12 protein-coding genes are annotated in these 14,954 nt (G+C 59.3%); 6 read left to right on the plus strand and 6 right to left on the minus strand.

What is annotated here, in order from left to right; genetic code table 11:
* Positions 1–28 precede the first annotated feature (28 nt).
* Positions 29–1,603 (minus strand): RNA-directed DNA polymerase, encoded by a 1,575-nt coding sequence (locus A3E1_RS0115290; RefSeq protein WP_020521659.1) that lies wholly within the window; start codon positions 1,601–1,603, stop codon positions 29–31.
* A gap of 282 nt (positions 1,604–1,885) precedes the next feature.
* Between A3E1_RS0115290 and A3E1_RS0115295 the strand changes: the two genes are divergently transcribed.
* Together A3E1_RS0115295 and A3E1_RS0115300 are read left to right on the plus strand one after the other, a co-directional pair.
* Positions 1,886–2,200 carry a hypothetical protein gene (locus tag A3E1_RS0115295; protein ID WP_020521660.1) on the plus strand — a complete coding sequence of 105 codons (315 nt, stop codon included), beginning with the start codon at positions 1,886–1,888 and terminating at the stop codon, positions 2,198–2,200.
* 80 nt (positions 2,201–2,280) lie between these two features.
* On the plus strand, positions 2,281–3,390 hold the full coding sequence (locus A3E1_RS0115300) for an SAVED domain-containing protein (protein ID WP_157631532.1): 1,110 nt from the start codon (positions 2,281–2,283) through the stop codon (positions 3,388–3,390).
* Positions 3,391–3,522: 132 nt separating this feature from the next.
* Here A3E1_RS0115300 and A3E1_RS0115305 read toward each other — a convergent pair whose 3' ends face one another.
* Both A3E1_RS0115305 and A3E1_RS0115310 read right to left on the minus strand, forming a co-directional pair.
* Entirely contained in the window at positions 3,523–4,419 is an 897-nt protein-coding gene (locus A3E1_RS0115305) for a PIN domain-containing protein (protein ID WP_020521662.1), read from the minus strand.
* A 203-nt stretch (positions 4,420–4,622) separates the two neighbouring features.
* Complete coding sequence (locus A3E1_RS0115310; RefSeq protein WP_020521663.1) at positions 4,623–5,153, minus strand: hypothetical protein; 531 nt, start codon at positions 5,151–5,153, stop codon at positions 4,623–4,625.
* 113 nt (positions 5,154–5,266) lie between these two features.
* Between A3E1_RS0115310 and A3E1_RS47100 the strand changes: the two genes are divergently transcribed.
* The 3 genes from A3E1_RS47100 to A3E1_RS0115325 all read left to right on the plus strand — a co-directional run bounded on the left by A3E1_RS47100 (position 5,267) and on the right by A3E1_RS0115325 (position 7,618).
* Positions 5,267–5,632 (plus strand): hypothetical protein, encoded by a 366-nt coding sequence (locus tag A3E1_RS47100; RefSeq protein ID WP_157631533.1) that lies wholly within the window; start codon positions 5,267–5,269, stop codon positions 5,630–5,632.
* Between the two features lie 216 nt (positions 5,633–5,848).
* Positions 5,849–6,997, plus strand: coding sequence for a toll/interleukin-1 receptor domain-containing protein (locus A3E1_RS44730; RefSeq protein WP_020521665.1), 1,149 nt, complete (start codon positions 5,849–5,851; stop codon positions 6,995–6,997).
* Between the two features lie 291 nt (positions 6,998–7,288).
* Positions 7,289–7,618 carry a hypothetical protein gene (locus A3E1_RS0115325; RefSeq protein ID WP_020521666.1) on the plus strand — a complete coding sequence of 110 codons (330 nt, stop codon included), beginning with the start codon at positions 7,289–7,291 and terminating at the stop codon, positions 7,616–7,618.
* A gap of 103 nt (positions 7,619–7,721) precedes the next feature.
* On the opposite strand, the gene A3E1_RS0115330 is transcribed toward A3E1_RS0115325, so the two are convergent.
* Both A3E1_RS0115330 and A3E1_RS49150 read right to left on the minus strand, forming a co-directional pair.
* Positions 7,722–8,834: a tyrosine-type recombinase/integrase gene (locus A3E1_RS0115330; RefSeq protein WP_245571198.1), complete on the minus strand. Its 1,113-nt coding sequence runs from the start codon at positions 8,832–8,834 to the stop codon at positions 7,722–7,724.
* Positions 8,835–9,948: 1,114 nt separating this feature from the next.
* Positions 9,949–10,641 carry a restriction endonuclease gene (locus tag A3E1_RS49150; RefSeq protein ID WP_407637365.1) on the minus strand — a complete coding sequence of 231 codons (693 nt, stop codon included), beginning with the start codon at positions 10,639–10,641 and terminating at the stop codon, positions 9,949–9,951.
* Positions 10,642–10,772: 131 nt separating this feature from the next.
* Between A3E1_RS49150 and A3E1_RS0115350 the strand changes: the two genes are divergently transcribed.
* On the plus strand, positions 10,773–13,067 hold the full coding sequence (locus A3E1_RS0115350; RefSeq protein WP_157631534.1) for a helix-turn-helix domain-containing protein: 2,295 nt from the start codon (positions 10,773–10,775) through the stop codon (positions 13,065–13,067).
* Positions 13,068–13,762: 695 nt separating this feature from the next.
* Here the strand turns inward: A3E1_RS0115350 and A3E1_RS44735 are convergent.
* Positions 13,763–14,758 (minus strand): AlbA family DNA-binding domain-containing protein, encoded by a 996-nt coding sequence (locus tag A3E1_RS44735; RefSeq protein ID WP_020521672.1) that lies wholly within the window; start codon positions 14,756–14,758, stop codon positions 13,763–13,765.
* Positions 14,759–14,954 lie beyond the last annotated feature (196 nt).

Consider the following 14,954-nt stretch of genomic DNA (forward strand, 5'->3'; position numbering starts at 1 on the left):
CTAGCGTTGCTACGCCTGCGATGGCGCATCACGAACGGTTGGCGACGAAATCGAGAGACACCTTCGGCACTTTCCAGCTCGTATCCTCAAACATCGCGAGCACGACCGCGTTCCGGCGGTCTCGCTTAAGGATCGCGCGAACAGTGGTCCGATCCGCGCCAGCCTCAAGAAGCGAAATCCCCATGATGCGAAGCAAGACAGGATCTGCCACACGGTCTACGCGTGCTCGCAAAATGTCCCGGCAGTCTCCCGGTCGGGACGCTCCCAGCCGCTGCGCCGCGATCGCAACCTTCTGTGCGTCCGAACTTTCGGCCAGCCAGTTGGTAAGAACCTCCTCAACGGGCCCAGTGATTCGGTTCGTAGGAAAAATTAGCGCATATTGTGCCGCAACCCAGTCGAGGGAGCACCAGGGGCTCGCCGAGTACTCACCAAACCAATCCGCGAGATCGCCCCAACATTTTTCATACGTTTCATCCTCAGGTGCGTACTCTGCAAAGGCTCGAAGATACCGTCCGAGCGCGTCTGCGGCATGCGGGATCTGCTTGGCAGCCTGGAGCCATTTCTCCCATGATCCATACATCTCTCGCTGCACCAGGGATGTTAGTGTCGCGCGAAGCCAAGTACGAGTGTGTGGCCCTGGATCGGCCAGCACGGCTTCCTCAAGCCTCTCAAGTGCTCCGATGTCCTCCACTGTTGTAGGCGCACCGGACGATTCCCATCTGACTCGCTTGGGAATCGGCACCTCCTTGAGTCCCTCATGCTTTAGGTCTGTCACAAGCTGAGCTGCCGTCGTCAGCTTGGTTTTCGCGGCGTTCGGCTCCAGCCCGAGCTGTCGAATCCTGTCCTGAATCTCCAAATAGGCCTGATAGAGCCGTTCCTCCGCACCCATGAGGCTGATGTCGTCCATCCATCGCGTCGCCCAAACCACGCCAGCCGATAATGCTGATACGAGAGCGTCGTCAACTGGCCGGAGATAAACATGTGCAAGCGCAGCCGAGGCGAAACTGCGCTGAGGCAACCCGCTACGGGTAACAAGGGCATCGTGCTGACGGAGTACGTCCTGGATTATGCCCGCAGCTGCGGTATTTCCGATCCGCTGAAAGACTGTGTCAGTCAACACCTCTGCCCTTACTGAGGCGAAGAACGAAGAGATGTCGATCTGAAGACCTGACAGCGAACCGACCTTGGCCGGGATTCCTTCTAAATAGTTTGCCCACTCCAGCCTGTTCTTAGCCGCGCGGTTCTTCACACCCTCGCGCGCGCGCCAGCCGTACACCCAATCAGGCAGGCTCTCATGCAGCTTAGTGAGGTTCGAGCCAACCGCGGTCGCATACAGCACCCGAGTCAACGGGTCCTGTATCACCGCAGGGCGAACCCCCAACCGATTCTTTGGAACCTCAGTCAGATGAAACCCCGGTGGTACGGCGAGCGAGTATTCTCCATCCGCCTTTTTCAGAAGATCTTTCAGGTCGAATTTCGAGGCGTTTCCACTGAGCCACTGGAACTCAACCCATGCCCACGGATCGCGATACCAATCCCCATACATTTCGTCCAGCGCGATATTGCAACCAGCCTGGAGATCCAGGCCGAGGGTGGTACTCATACGAATTCTCCGACCATCCAATTAACTCGAGCCATTTTATGTGATCGACATCAGTTGTCGGCGCTATTTTCGCGTTAGGCAAAGATCAGCTATGTTGCGACCCGACGCCTGTGTCCGGCACCGCGCCATGCAAGTGGCAGCGCGCAAGACCAGCCCAGCACCGAGTCCCGAAAATAGCGATCCAATGTCATGGAAGGCTTTCTTGTTGATCGGTGCCCCTCCGGGTACCGACATCAAGCGGTTCCCGCAGCTCAACGAACATCATGTTGACGCATATGTGCGATGTCGGCATTGGCAGGCGAGCATGACGAGCTGATTGGAATCGCGGGCTGGCGTGATGCGGCCGGCATCGCCGTTACGGTCCCAGACACGACGCCCGACGGCCCGTTCACACCCAGTGACGAAAGCCTGGCCATCGTCTGGGTAAGCGAAGCAGTGCCCCCATGGCCGATCGTGCGCAGGTTTGCCGAGTTCCTTACCGCTACGGGCGATCTCGTCACCCGCGACATCCGTATCGCACGTGGCTGGAGATCTGAACTTGTCCCGCAACGACTGGCGGTATCGCGATCAGACTTATGGGCGGGCGAAGGCTCTTGATCGAGACGCGCTCGATTGGGTGACATCTAGACAGTTAGCAATACACTCGCCTAGACCCTGAACCCTCTGACCAACTGTCTGTGACCGAGATCCCTTGGAGAGCGTTGAACACCATTCGCGAACGTATCAGCAATGCTCTCAACTGGCTCAGCGGCGCTAGTTTCGCAATGGCTCTTTCTCTTGTCGCAAATTATCTATCCACCGAGGAGAGACACCAAGCAACTTACATGCTTACGTTTGCAGCCATTGCTCTGGCGGCCTTCGCAGCTCTCTTCACTTTGCACGTCCTATCAAAGCCGAGACGCCGACAACGGGCGCTGGTTGTTTCCGTGCGGCTACCCGACTGGAGCAGTCGATGGCAGGACAAAGCCAAGGACTATGTTAGAGGATCACTTGCCGGAGGCCGAGCGTATGAGTACAAGGTAACGGAGTCCGACCTTGCCAAAAGCAGTCTCACCAAGAAGATTATTGACGACATTCTGTCCGAGGAACGTCGTGAGATCGATGAGACAGCGAGGCCCCATGTGCCAACAGCGCTGTTCCTATCACTACCGACGCCATTAGCCTTTCAGCTAGGTGCGAGACTGCGGAATGTCTCCAATGTGCTGGTACTACAGGAACGCATTAAGACGACCCGATCTCAGGCGCCTTTCTACGAAGCCATCAATTTTCAAAGCCCGCGAGAGCTCCGCCGCAGACACACGCCAGTAGCTCTGATTTCCGAAATTCACCTCGATGCCGACCGAAACCACTCTGACATCGCATTGATTGTCAATATCACCAAAAACTCGTTTAAGGCTGCGGCTTTGCATCATGCACATCGACTAGCGTGCACTGCTTCCATTGTGCTCGACATAGCGGAACCAACGCGATCGATTCCTGAACACGAGGATGCCATGACATACATCCTTCACTGGAGTTGCAGCACGATCGGCCGATTCATAGATGAGGTCACCACCCGAACATTGACGACAAGCTCGACGCTACCGACCTTTCATCTCTATATAAAGTGTCCAGTAAGCCTCGCTTTTGGACTTGGGGTGAGCCTAAGCCAACGGGCTGAATTCAAGCTCTACTACATTTCGAACGGATCCGTCATCGGGATTCCTGCAGTTTCGAAACATGCCAGCCTCAAGTCTGGCGAGGCCACAAGCAGCTCCATCCACGAGCTGCTTGTGAAACGCACGTAGCCGCTAGCACCCTCTGCTCTGAAGGGATTCGAGCTGCTAACCGACAACGCGTTGAAGAACTCTGTCCGACACCCGCCATCGAAAGCGGAAGTAGTCCGACCACCAATGACCGGTCGGTTCCTGCTTTCCTGGTCAGGTTTCCCAACCGGAGCGGCTCCGCCAGATGGTGAAGGTTGACGGGCCATGGAACTGGTCCTCCCGGCGGGGCCTCTGTTCGGGGCCAGGGTCCTTTTTGAACTTCGCCACCGTGAGCCCGGCGGCACGTGCGCGTAACGCCATGCCAGTGTCGAAGGTGAAAAGGGTGATCGACTTGCCTGTGAACGGCTCGATGGTGGCGATCCGGTCGACGATCTCGTCGTCTGCGTCGGCGAGCCGGACGTGGCCAGGGCGGTCCATGATGACCTCGACACGGGTTTCGCGACTGCTTTTGGCCGGTATGCCGTCCTCTGGGAGCAATAGGCCGGGGTTCTGCAGCAGATCGTCGAGGACGGCGATCGAGTAGCGTGCTCGCGCACGATAACGCTCCGCGCCTTCCTTGAGCCGGTCGAGTTCGTCCACCACGGCAAGCGGTACGAGGATCTGGATGTTTTCCCGGTTGTCGTCGAGCAGATCATGGAAGTTGGTTTCGCGCAGGGGCTTGTCATGCTGGAGGAAGAAGGTGGTGTCCAGGGCGAGGAACCGATCGACGCGTTGCCAGCTTTGGATCCGGTCGTTAATGGCCTTCTTCGCGGATTCGAGTGCGGCGATGCGTTCGTCGAGTTCGAAGGCGACGGCACCGTCTAAGCCGGACACGGCTCCGCGTGTGGCCCAAAGCAAACGGTGCCGATCGGTGAAGATCAGGCGATCGATCTCGCCTCGGGGCACTTGCCCGCGGAGCTGGGCAGCGGAGTCGTCCGACCAATCAAGATAGCGGCCGAGGAGGTTACCGTGGCCGCCGCCGCCACGCAGATTGACGGCAGAGGTGTGGATACTGGTGAAGATACTGAGTGCCGTGCGACGGTCCGCGCCGGGGAGAAGCTGTGGGAGCACCTGCTAATTGTCCAATGACGAGGATCAGAACGCCTCCCATTAACCCGGTACAGGCGCCGCCCCGACGCCGCCCAGTCCCAGTAGCACGAGCCTACGCATCGCGATATCAATCTCGGTAGCCCCGGTCCCGGGCGTCCTAAAGGTCCCCGAACACAGAAATCCGTAACCACTCGCCAGTCGACCATGCGTACCCGCACCCGCTTCTACCCGCCTGAGTTAGCCCGGTCCCGAAGCAGACCAATGATTTCAGTCAACGCAGTTTGGGCCTTTGCGGTGGACAAGATCGCCAACGATGACCCGAGCGCGCTCGTGACCTCCGTCCGCAGAACGGGATTGCCCGCATAGGCGTACGCCCAATCAGCTGCGCGCACCTTTGTCTCTAGTTGCTCTAGTACTGCCGCTGCATCAGGGTGCGCTGCCATGACGAGCGCGAGATGGTTGGCGCCCCAGACGTTCGGGCTGACGTAGCCGTTCCGATCGAGGAGCAGTCCTTCAGCGACACCAGCGCGGTACGCGGCCGGCCATCGCTCAAGGGACGTATCCGCTGCGCATGCTTCGACACCGTCAAATTGAATGACGAAGGTGTTGTTCATCGCGCGGTGCGCAACGGCGATACCGAGCTGACGGAGCGTGTCCTCCTCCAGCCCAGGTAGGTTAGCTGCGGTTAGCCGCTGCGTGAGCTCGCCGCTGCGGAACACCTTGCCGTCAAGCAAGTCACGAGCCAGAGCCGGCATCGAACCAGAGATTAGAGCTTCGAGGCGTTAAGTGCCCATCTTGCCCATAGCAGTGCCCCACTAACAGAGATGTTGACCAGCTCGACTGAAACGTCGGGTAGCACAGCTCGGCCGTGACCGGTACCGCACCGGTTACGTGCAGCTGGCAGTTCGAGGACGATGTTCCGGCTGCTCTGAGCAATGTTCCGGACGACGGGATCGTCGGTCAAACCAATACCTGGCTGTCGGTGCAGGGCCGAGTGCGCGCCGTTAATCGCCTTGCCGAAATCGTCGGAGCTGACGACCGTCTCACCGCGCGCACCAAGAACGGTCCGTGCCACTGCCTCCGCGAGATCCTTCGCTGTTCCGATCGCGAGAGGGTGGTCACCGTCGTTCACCGCACGCTCAAGGCGGGCGCGGCTGTCCTCGATGGCTGCCCACGCAGCCTCGTCAAGGCCAGCTGGGCGCGCGAGGTTGAGATCCATCGTCAAATTATCTGATACCCGATGTAACCAGGTGCAACGGGACCTGGCCAAGGGCGAGAGGCGGTCCTGGGTCGATGCGGTTCAGGTTGCTACCGCCCGCGTCATGAATGTCCCGCATTCGGCATACCGTGTTTGTCACGACGACAAAGTCAGTGGGTGTTGTGCCGCCACGCCCGCCGATTCCGCCGGGCAATTGCTAGGTCAATCGATCGCGGATTTACCCTTGGTGACATGGACGCGGATCGGAAAGACTTTTTCATCTCCTACAACTCAGCCAATGCCGATTGGGCTGAGTGGATTGGCCACGTGCTGGAAGACGACGGTTACTCAGTCGTGATACAAGCGTGGGATTTCCGGCCCGGTAGTAACTTCGTGATGGAGATGCAAAAGGCGCTCCGCCAGTCCGCCCGAATGATCGCCGTCCTGTCTCCCGCGTACCTCAAAGCCAGCTTTCCACAGGCCGAATGGGCTGCGGCATTCGCTGCGGACCCAGAGGGCGCCAAGCGCGCCCTGGTGCCGGTCATGGTGCAGAAGTGCGAACCGACCGGCCTCCTAAGTCAAGTGGTACACATCAACCTCGTCGATCTCGACAGCGAGGCTGCTGCCTCACGGCTCCTGGCAGGGGTAAAGACTGGGAGGGCAAAGCCATCGACTCGGCCGACGTTTCCTGGATCGAAGACCAGTAGCGCTTCCGTTACGGAAGTAATGCCAACTGTTGCGGGTCGATTGACATGGCTACGTCAGGCCACCCCAGTCGCCATCACCTGGCGGTCCGACCTCGACGGCCGGTTGCCAAACCAGAACGGTTACGAAGCCGTCGAGCTGCATCTCGTTCCGGTTGGAGATGAAGCGCGGCTCCAAGTTAAAGAGCTCGCGGAGCTCAGCGCCGCCCTTCCTGATATCGGTCGACGGCACCAGCTGTTCTCTTCGACCGAGGAACTCGACGCCAGCGCGGACGCGAGCAAGACGTGGGTACTTAGCAAAGAACGTGGAAAGGTTGCCGGTCTTACCGTAACTCGCTCTGGACAGCGGACAGCCTGGACGGCCTTGCCACGCGGCACCATCGGGGCGATCCTCGACGAGGAGCACCTCGTCAGTCAGCTGAAGACAATGCTCGATGTATTGACATCACTGCCTATTCCGGCGGCGGGTTTGGTTGTGCCGGCTGCCGGTCTTGAGCCCGCCAACATGATATCTATTGGCAAAGTGGGGGTCGTTAGCAACAGCGCAAGCTTCGGGCACGGCATGCCACGAAACGTCCGTCCCGTTGCCGAGGATGCGGTCAGCTTCGCGGAGATCGGCAGATACGCCCAGCAAATCAGCGCCGAACTCGCTGCGCGCATAGTCGCCGAGCACCGGTCCGCCGCGCGCATTCTCTAGACCCCGCTGGCTCTCGTCGCCGCAATAACCCGGCCCTGCCACCGGTCCGCTGTCATTGTGCATCCGCCTGCTCTCATAGGCGACAACGTTTCCAGGCTCGCGAACAGCAGTGGCGAGCGGTCGCGCAGTAGAACCATCAATGGTCCCGTCAGCGAAGGTGTTTGGACGGACGCTCATTAAGGGTGCCACCCGCATGGTGCCAAACTACAGATTGCAAATGTTCAATGCGGACAGTGCCTGTTACGTTGCACCCTAAGATCCGCGCCGGTACGCCGCGAACGGAGGTCGCAGATGGTTGAAGGACGGGATCTACCTCAGTGGATCTTTGCGTCGGCCCAGCGGGCAGGAAAGAGCGATCCGTCTGAGCAAGGCCCATTGGGGACTGCAATTCTGGCTGTCAACGAGGTTAATCTCATCGATGGCCTACTCTCCACCGGCCTCGGTGAGGAGGCGATGATGGCGGAACTCGGAGGTTGGCTCGACGGTTCCGAGGAGCTGAATGTTCTTCGTCGCCGTCACCACGTCTTGGCCTACCGTTGGCTGAAGATAGGCGACTATCCCGAAGAGTGGATCTATGAGATTCACTACCGCGACGCCGGTCCATTACGAAAGCATCGATAAGTCCCCCTCCAGGGAATCTATCGGTGTGCGCGCACGGACGAAATCGCTAAACACCTAGTCGCACCTTTCCGAAGCTCAAGGTCTTCGGAACCAGCCCCCTCACCTAAGCCAGCATTAGCTGCGCGGCATCGCGTCCTGCCTGGATCCTTCGTTCCGCGTTGACCCGGGTGTAGTACTTCATCAGCGTCGCAGGATCGTGGCCGAGGCGTTCAGCGACTTCGTGGATGCCGTAGCCGAGGTCCAGCAGGCTGGAGGCGAGGAGGTGCCGCAGCTGATGTGGCCCGAGCGGCCGCACTCCTGCCCGTTTCGCGATCTTGTTGAACTGGCCCGTCACGTTGTCGGGCCGCAGTGGCATCCCGGTACGGCCGGTGAACACGTACACCGACTGAGAATCCAGCGATGCCTTACGCAGCAGCTCGACTGTTTCATCATCGACGGCGATGGTGCGGCGGCCGTTGTGGGACTTGGGTGGCTTCTCCACGATCCGGCGTGGCTTCTCCTCCACGATCCGCTGACGGCACACCGTCAACATGCCGAAGTCCAGGTTCAGGTCTTCCCATTTCAGCCCGCAGACCTCACCGCGCCGAAGCCCGGTCACGGCCATCAGCCTCCACAGCACGTGCCGCCTATCCCCCACAGTCACCGCGAGGAACCGCTGCACCTCATTCAGCGTCCACACCAGACGCTCATCATCGGACGGCCTGGGCTTGCGGGCGCCGAGATGCCGACCGGTCTCGTCACCGAACGCCTTGGTCAGCACCAGATCCAGCGTTCGCAAAGTCGTGCGCGAGTAGCCCAGCGCCTCAAGCTTCCTGTACACATCCTCGGCCTTACTGCCCGTCAGCACCGACGCCCGCTGACCGCCGATGTACGGGAAGGTGAGTTCAAGCAGCCACCGGTAGTTGTAAACGCTGTTGCTGCTCAGCTCCTGGCTCCGCGACTCCAGCCACCCCTCGCACAACGTCTTCATCGTTCCGGCCAGCCGCGCCCGCTGGGTACCCGCCCGCGCCACCAGGCGCAGCCGGTCACGCTCCGCCGCCGCCTCCACGTCCGTCGCGAACCCCACCCGTTTCGCCTGACGGCGGCTCCCATCCGCCTGCCGCGGAAGATCCATCCGGAACCCAAACGAACCAGATGGCTTATCGAAGAACACTCCCGGTGCCATGCCCATCACGGCCTCCCATGCCGTACCGAAGAGGGCTCTGGCCGAGATCATGTGTCGTGGATGTGTCGCGACTATCCACAAAGGACAGACGCAGGCCGACACGGTCTGCGCGGCCAATGCCAGCCACGAGCAGCAGCAACGCGCCACAGACGCTGACCTAGTGACGATCTCTATCTCGGTTCAGAGCGCTAACAGTACGACCGTACGTGTCGAAACATGTGTCGAGCCGTGATCAAAAAATAGATCAGACCGCATGAATTATGCGGCCTGATCAGGTGATTTCACCAGTCGGGATGGCGGGATTTGAACCCACGGCCCCTTGACCCCCAGGGGGGCCTCGTAACGATTGTGTCACAAGGGTTTTCACCGTATCAGGACATGCCGTCAGGTGCGAATACTGTTGCCAGTCAATGCTATCCGGTGACGGCACATACCGGGCAGTTCACCCTCCCCCGTTACCACATTTGTTACCGCGAGCGGTCAAGTTGCCGCGATGTTGTTCCGTGCCAACGTGTTCGCCCCAGACCTATAGCCGGGCATCATTCGCGCGTCGGATTTCTTCAGCGCCGATCATGCCGCTGTCTGTCAGGTCCGGACTTGAGTAACGCGATGGCCAATACAAGCTTGTAATCTCGCTACTCCCCATACGGTCTGCGGCGCTGAGCCAGTGGTCACGCATCGCCTCAAGCCTTGGCCGCGGGTCCTCCTGTGCGGATATCCCCCAAGCATGTGTCGGCCGACGCCCGAAGCCACGATCGTCATCGACATCCACACTAAAGGCGACGTCACACCAGACTGGCTCCCCAAACTCCGAGAGTGTTACAACCAATCCAAGCGTGAGGAAACGATTGATGCCATCGCCCTCAGCGTCGTCTGCCTTAACAGCCCGCCACTCCAAACACCGTGGCGATCCGAGTTCCCTAAATACATCGACGCCCTTACGCGGAGGCAGATCGTCGACCGGAGTCCTGTCACTCTCGATCTTCCCAAGCATTAGGGCATCGCATTCTGTGGCTAACCACGCAGCTGAGGACATTCGATCACCCCACAACATCTGGTACTTCAGAGCATATGCCGTATTTACCTCAATGATCAAAAGCTTGCCCAGACACCCGGCCCAACACCTGACAGCAGCCCGCGCAGCGGGTAGGGATTCGTGACTAAATTACCCCAGATGGATTGTCCCGTGCGCAGTCAACGAGTGGTTCCGGTGATGCAGTAACGTGACGACATCCATGGGGCTATTGAGGCGCATAATGTCATCCTGTGTGATGACCAACAGCCTCAATCCTCGGACAAGAGCTGCCGCTCCGATCGCGTAGGCCCTGCTACGGTGCTCTGGGCGTCCCGTGATGCCTTTCGCCGCCGCAAGAATTCCGAGCGAGCACCCTCGATCGGCGATTACGTTGACGAAGTAACCTATCGTCGTGCTGTCGACGGGAACCGACCAATTTTTGCACTCCACCAGGAACAGCTCTGGAAGCATCCTGAGTCCATTGCAGAGTCGATCGTTAGCGATAGTCAGATCCACCTCCTCCGTCCGGTAGTGATTGAGTGTGTTGCGCTGAACACGGCACCCTGGAACCGAGCTCAACACATAGTCAAGAAGGTCCTCATAGCGCTCACCGCAGCCTGTCAGGGGCACTGCTTGATCGTTCACAGCGCGCACGTATGACATCAGCCGACTCCGGAACATTGCATCGGTCGTGGCGGTGTGAGACTCCGCGGCAGCCGCTCCCTCCCCATGTGTTTGTACGGGTCGTTCGGTCTTGCTGCGGCCCAAAGACGCGGACCCTGAGTCGTGAATCGGCGCGTGGCGCATGCTTCCCCTCCCGGAACCTACGATGTCTTGTCGCATTCCAAGGTGAGGGCTTGACCATTTGTCTCAGCTCGCGATCTCATAAGGGACATGGTCAATCGGCTGACTAAATTGGACATACCTGGTTTGTCTCGCGACAACAGCCCGGCGCTACATCGCGTGCCACGCCGATGACCAAGAGAAAGGGTCGTCCGTGGGGCCAGCTAAAGCCTGGCAGCCAAGCGCAGCAAGCAATGGCTGAATGGCTTCGAGATCAAGTCGAACAAAGCGGGATGACCATCCGCGATCTTGCCGCTGTGATCCACTGCACCAAGGACACCATTTCGCGTAGCCTTGGCGGCGCCGAAACGCCCACTTGGGAGTTCACCAAGAATTTGGTCGAGGCAGTTGGACCAAGGGACGCGCGCAGTCAGGCTATCTTGCTCAACAAGGCGAAAACTCTTTGGCAACAAGCACGTACCACTCGCTCAACCGTCGAAACCATCCAGCATGCGATGACCCCTTTCGCGGTGAAGGCACTCCACGAAGCCGCCGACTTCCTAAGTGCTAGGTCTGTCGAGATCCGGTCCACCATCCGGACGTGCAACGACGCAGGCCAGCTACTTGCGTTCATCCTCGGCGCAATGACGGTGGCAGTTTCACAACTTACCGACGAACGCGATGAGTTACGCCATCAACTGAATCGCGAACGTCAGGCTCGTGCACGATCCAGTATGGCCGCGGAGTTTCTTGAGGACGCGCAGGTTCGACTTTCGGCGGCAGAGCAGAGGCGTGATAGAACCGAGGAACAGCTCATGGAGGCGAACCGGCTACTTGGCCAGGCATACGAGCTCAACAACCACCTAATTGCCAAGCATACGAACCTTGTCGCCGAACTCCTTCGCCTGAGCGGCGGCGTGCTGTCCACAGAGGACCTGTTAACCCAGGCAGACACCCTCACGGTGTCCACACCCCTCTTCGGCCCGGTCGATCAAGATGCAAGTGACACCATCCTAAATTCGACCGGCGAACGTCTGGCCGAGTCGATGCGAAGCCTATCGCAGCTGGCTAATCAGCTAGGACCGCAATTCATCCCGGAAGTGCCTCTAGACTTTGCAGAGCATGGACGGCTGCGCCAGAACGCAGGTTTCAGGCTATTTTCCGTGTTGCGAGAGATCGCACTCGATCCGATCGATTGCGTGGCTGCATTGGTCGACAATGGCCTTCGCAGACGTTGGTCACCTGATTCACCGCTGTTGATCGAATTGACCACCTGGGAAGGTGGGGTTTCGATCGCAGACGACGGGCAGCCGCTCGACGTCACCTACTGGCTGACTGACCTCGGAAACTCCTCCGACCCGCCCGGAGATCCAAGACACGACAAGTCCGTTAGTGCGAGTGGCATGTCTGTACTTATCGCGATTGCGCGGCTAGGCACGCACCTGACCGTCGAGTCGACCGCACATCAAACAAATCGATCACTAACTGCAACGCTTGATATGAGAAGGATGCAGAGTTCCGAGTCAGTCCTTGATGCCACCGATGTCCGATCTAGTTCCGCCGAATCACAACCGGGGAATCGCATCGCCATTCGTCATGAACCAGGCTCGCTCAACATGGCTCCTCTAAAGCCTCGGCTGCTGGCACGATGGCTTGGCGACACATTCAGCTACCTACTGCGCTATGGCGGCCTTCAAATCGTCGTCGACGGAGAGCCTGTTCTTGCGCGGATGCCTTGCGCCTGGAGCGAGACACGCTCCGTGGAACGCGGATCGGAACTGATTCCCGCAGTCATGAACATCGACATTCAGCTAAGCCCGACTCACTTTTGCGGAACCTGCAGTGCAATCTACGATTCAGACGTCTTAAGCTGCGAGTATTGCCAAGGACGGGTGCGCCCCCGCTCAAACCGCGTCTGGGGCTGGCTTGGGATTCAGCGCTACCTAGACCGCAACGACTTCGGTATCGACTTCCTCTCGCACGGCCGGAAGATCCTTCGCCGAGACAAATCACTATTCGTATGGAACTCATCAGACCTACAAGAAATTGAGTACCCGATTGACTCACCGCGCAACGAGGGCCGGATAATCGGTGAGATCCATTGCGATTTCGTTCCGCTCAACTACCAGAAGAATCACTTTGACTACGGTTCTAGGTACTGGAAAGAGCTGGTTGAAGGGCTTCGGGGAGTCGGTCCTCTGCGGCCCCAATTTGCCAAGAAGTACGGATACCAGCCGAATGAGAGCCCGCTCGCGCGGTTGTTTTTCGGCTATCGACGTACGGAGCCCGGACTACGGTGCCTAATCCCGGGAGATGGTGTGAAGTCGCTCGACTTGACTAGCTGGGTCGACCGCTTTCGGGCGGGCGACCCCGACTTGCAGTCCGACCAGCGATGGTTTGAGGCGGCATCTCAGCATGATCACCCCTCCCGCCGCAGCATTAGCGGACCTGACAAAGCCACTCGGCGTGAAGGAGAAGTGCGCTGACGGCACGGTTGAGCCGTCGAGGAGATGTTGACTTGTCAGCACGGTCACCGGCCTTTGCCGGCGAAGTCTTCGACTGCCGATGTCAGCCGCCGGGTAGATTCCTGCTGCCATGCCCATCACGGCCTCCCGCGCCGTTCCGCTGGGAGCCCTGAACCGTGATCATGTGTCGTGGATGCGTCGCGGCTGTCCACATAGGACAAAGATAAGCTCACCACGCTCACGATCACTAACACCGACTGCGGACTGCGGAAACTTACGGCAGTCGCCGTAAGCCCGCCCCAAGATAGCGATCTTGATTCCGGCTCGGAGCGCTAACAGTACGAGCGTACGTGTCGAAACATGTGTCGAACCGTGATCAGGAATAGATCAGGCCGCAAGAATTATGCGGCCTGAGCAGGAGATTTCGCCAGTCGGGATGGCGGTGTGTCGGGATGGCGGGATTTGAACCCACGGCCCCTTGACCCCCAGGGGCCTCGTAACGATTGTGTCACAAGGGTTTTCGCAGTGTCAGCATATGCCGCTAGGTGCGAATACTGTTGCCAGTCAATGCTATCCGGCGATGGCCCATACCGGTTAGTTCACCCTCCCCGTTACCACGTTTGTAACCACGAGCGGTCAAGTGCGCAAGATGTTTTGTGTATCAGCCCGTTCTTCAGCGAGTCGGTGCATGTCCGACCGAGCCGCTACAGCGGCGGCTAGTCGGCGAGCACTCTGATCCCGGTCTGCTCAAGCGCAAGGAAGGTTCGTTTGACATGGTTGAGGTGCTGGTAGACCGTCCCCCGGGCGTCAGCATCGTTGGCCGTACCGTTCCACACCGGGTCGAAGATTTCTGGATTGCGCACAACGGCTTGCACTGCATCGAGTGCAGCCATCAGATCCGGGTGTGTTGTTTCCAGGCGCAGCTTTCGTATGTTCGCTGTGATGAGCTGCATGTTGTTGGCCATCGCGCGCCCGCTATCGGTGTCTACCCACTTCCCTATGTCGCCAGTGCCCCAACGCTTGCTGGCGCTGGCGATGGTGAGGATCTGCAATGTGTCTACCCAGCTGTTGCCGGCGTGCACCATGTCGGCGATGAGTGCTCGCTGCCGTTGCCGTTGTTCCTCGCGCCGGGTGGTTTCCGCAGCAGCATCAGCACCGCCGAGAAGCCGATCTTGCAGCATCTCGATGTCCTCGCGAGTGGCGCGTTCGGACGCACCTGGGTGCCGGACAAATATGGTGCCTTCGGGAACGAGCGTGCCTTTCGGGCCTTGGTAGGACTTCCGTAGCAGCGCGAAGCGATCACCAGGCGATGGCGCCTCGACGGTGATAACGAGTACCAGTACGCCGTCAATGGAGACGGTTCGCGGGTCCCATACAGGATGCGCGGGTCCGGTGTAACGGCGCATAGCGTTCAGCAGCTCGGCACTGTCGGGAACGACCTGTCCGCGGATCTCGCCGGGCTCAGCGCCCACGACCACGTAGCCCACACCCTCAAATTGGGTACGTGCAACGGCCACGGGCCGGTTGGCCAGGCCGAGCACGGCACGAGCCAAGGCGAACGACGCCTCATGGGAAAGTAGATCGCCGTACCCCAGCTTCCACTCCAGTGCACGGCTCTCATCCTGCGGACCAGCAGCGACGACCGCGCGAATCAGGCTGACGAGCTCATCATGCGAGCGAAGCGCGCGGGACGTGTCGAGTATCAAAGGCACTCTCCGATTTTCCCAGACAGGCCAGACGGTCTCACGGCCGGTACTTGGCGGCACCAAGGCAGCCACAGCCTCAGCGGTGCAGTGATGTCACCAGGTACCGGCTGTACACCCAACTGTCGATTTTGGTGCGTGAGGGTTTCCAATGCGCCTCGGTCTTCGCGAATAATTAGGCCATGGCGAAAGAGACGCTTCACGG

The sequence above is a fragment of the Catelliglobosispora koreensis DSM 44566 genome (assembly GCF_000379685.1).
GTDB classification, from domain to species: domain Bacteria; phylum Actinomycetota; class Actinomycetes; order Mycobacteriales; family Micromonosporaceae; genus Catelliglobosispora; species Catelliglobosispora koreensis.

Coding starts and splice junctions, on each gene's coding strand:
- A3E1_RS44730 (WP_020521665.1), top strand. CDS start 5,849: ATGGACGCGGATCGGAAAGACTTTTTCATCTCCTACAACTCAGCCAAT.
- A3E1_RS0115310 (WP_020521663.1), bottom strand. CDS start 5,153: ATGCCGGCTCTGGCTCGTGACTTGCTTGACGGCAAGGTGTTCCGCAGC.
- A3E1_RS49150 (WP_407637365.1), bottom strand. CDS start 10,641: ATGCGACAAGACATCGTAGGTTCCGGGAGGGGAAGCATGCGCCACGCG.
- A3E1_RS0115350 (WP_157631534.1), top strand. CDS start 10,773: ATGACCAAGAGAAAGGGTCGTCCGTGGGGCCAGCTAAAGCCTGGCAGC.
- A3E1_RS0115290 (WP_020521659.1), bottom strand. CDS start 1,603: ATGAGTACCACCCTCGGCCTGGATCTCCAGGCTGGTTGCAATATCGCG.
- A3E1_RS0115325 (WP_020521666.1), top strand. CDS start 7,289: ATGGTTGAAGGACGGGATCTACCTCAGTGGATCTTTGCGTCGGCCCAG.
- A3E1_RS0115330 (WP_245571198.1), bottom strand. CDS start 8,834: ATGATCTCGGCCAGAGCCCTCTTCGGTACGGCATGGGAGGCCGTGATG.
- A3E1_RS0115295 (WP_020521660.1), top strand. CDS start 1,886: ATGTCGGCATTGGCAGGCGAGCATGACGAGCTGATTGGAATCGCGGGC.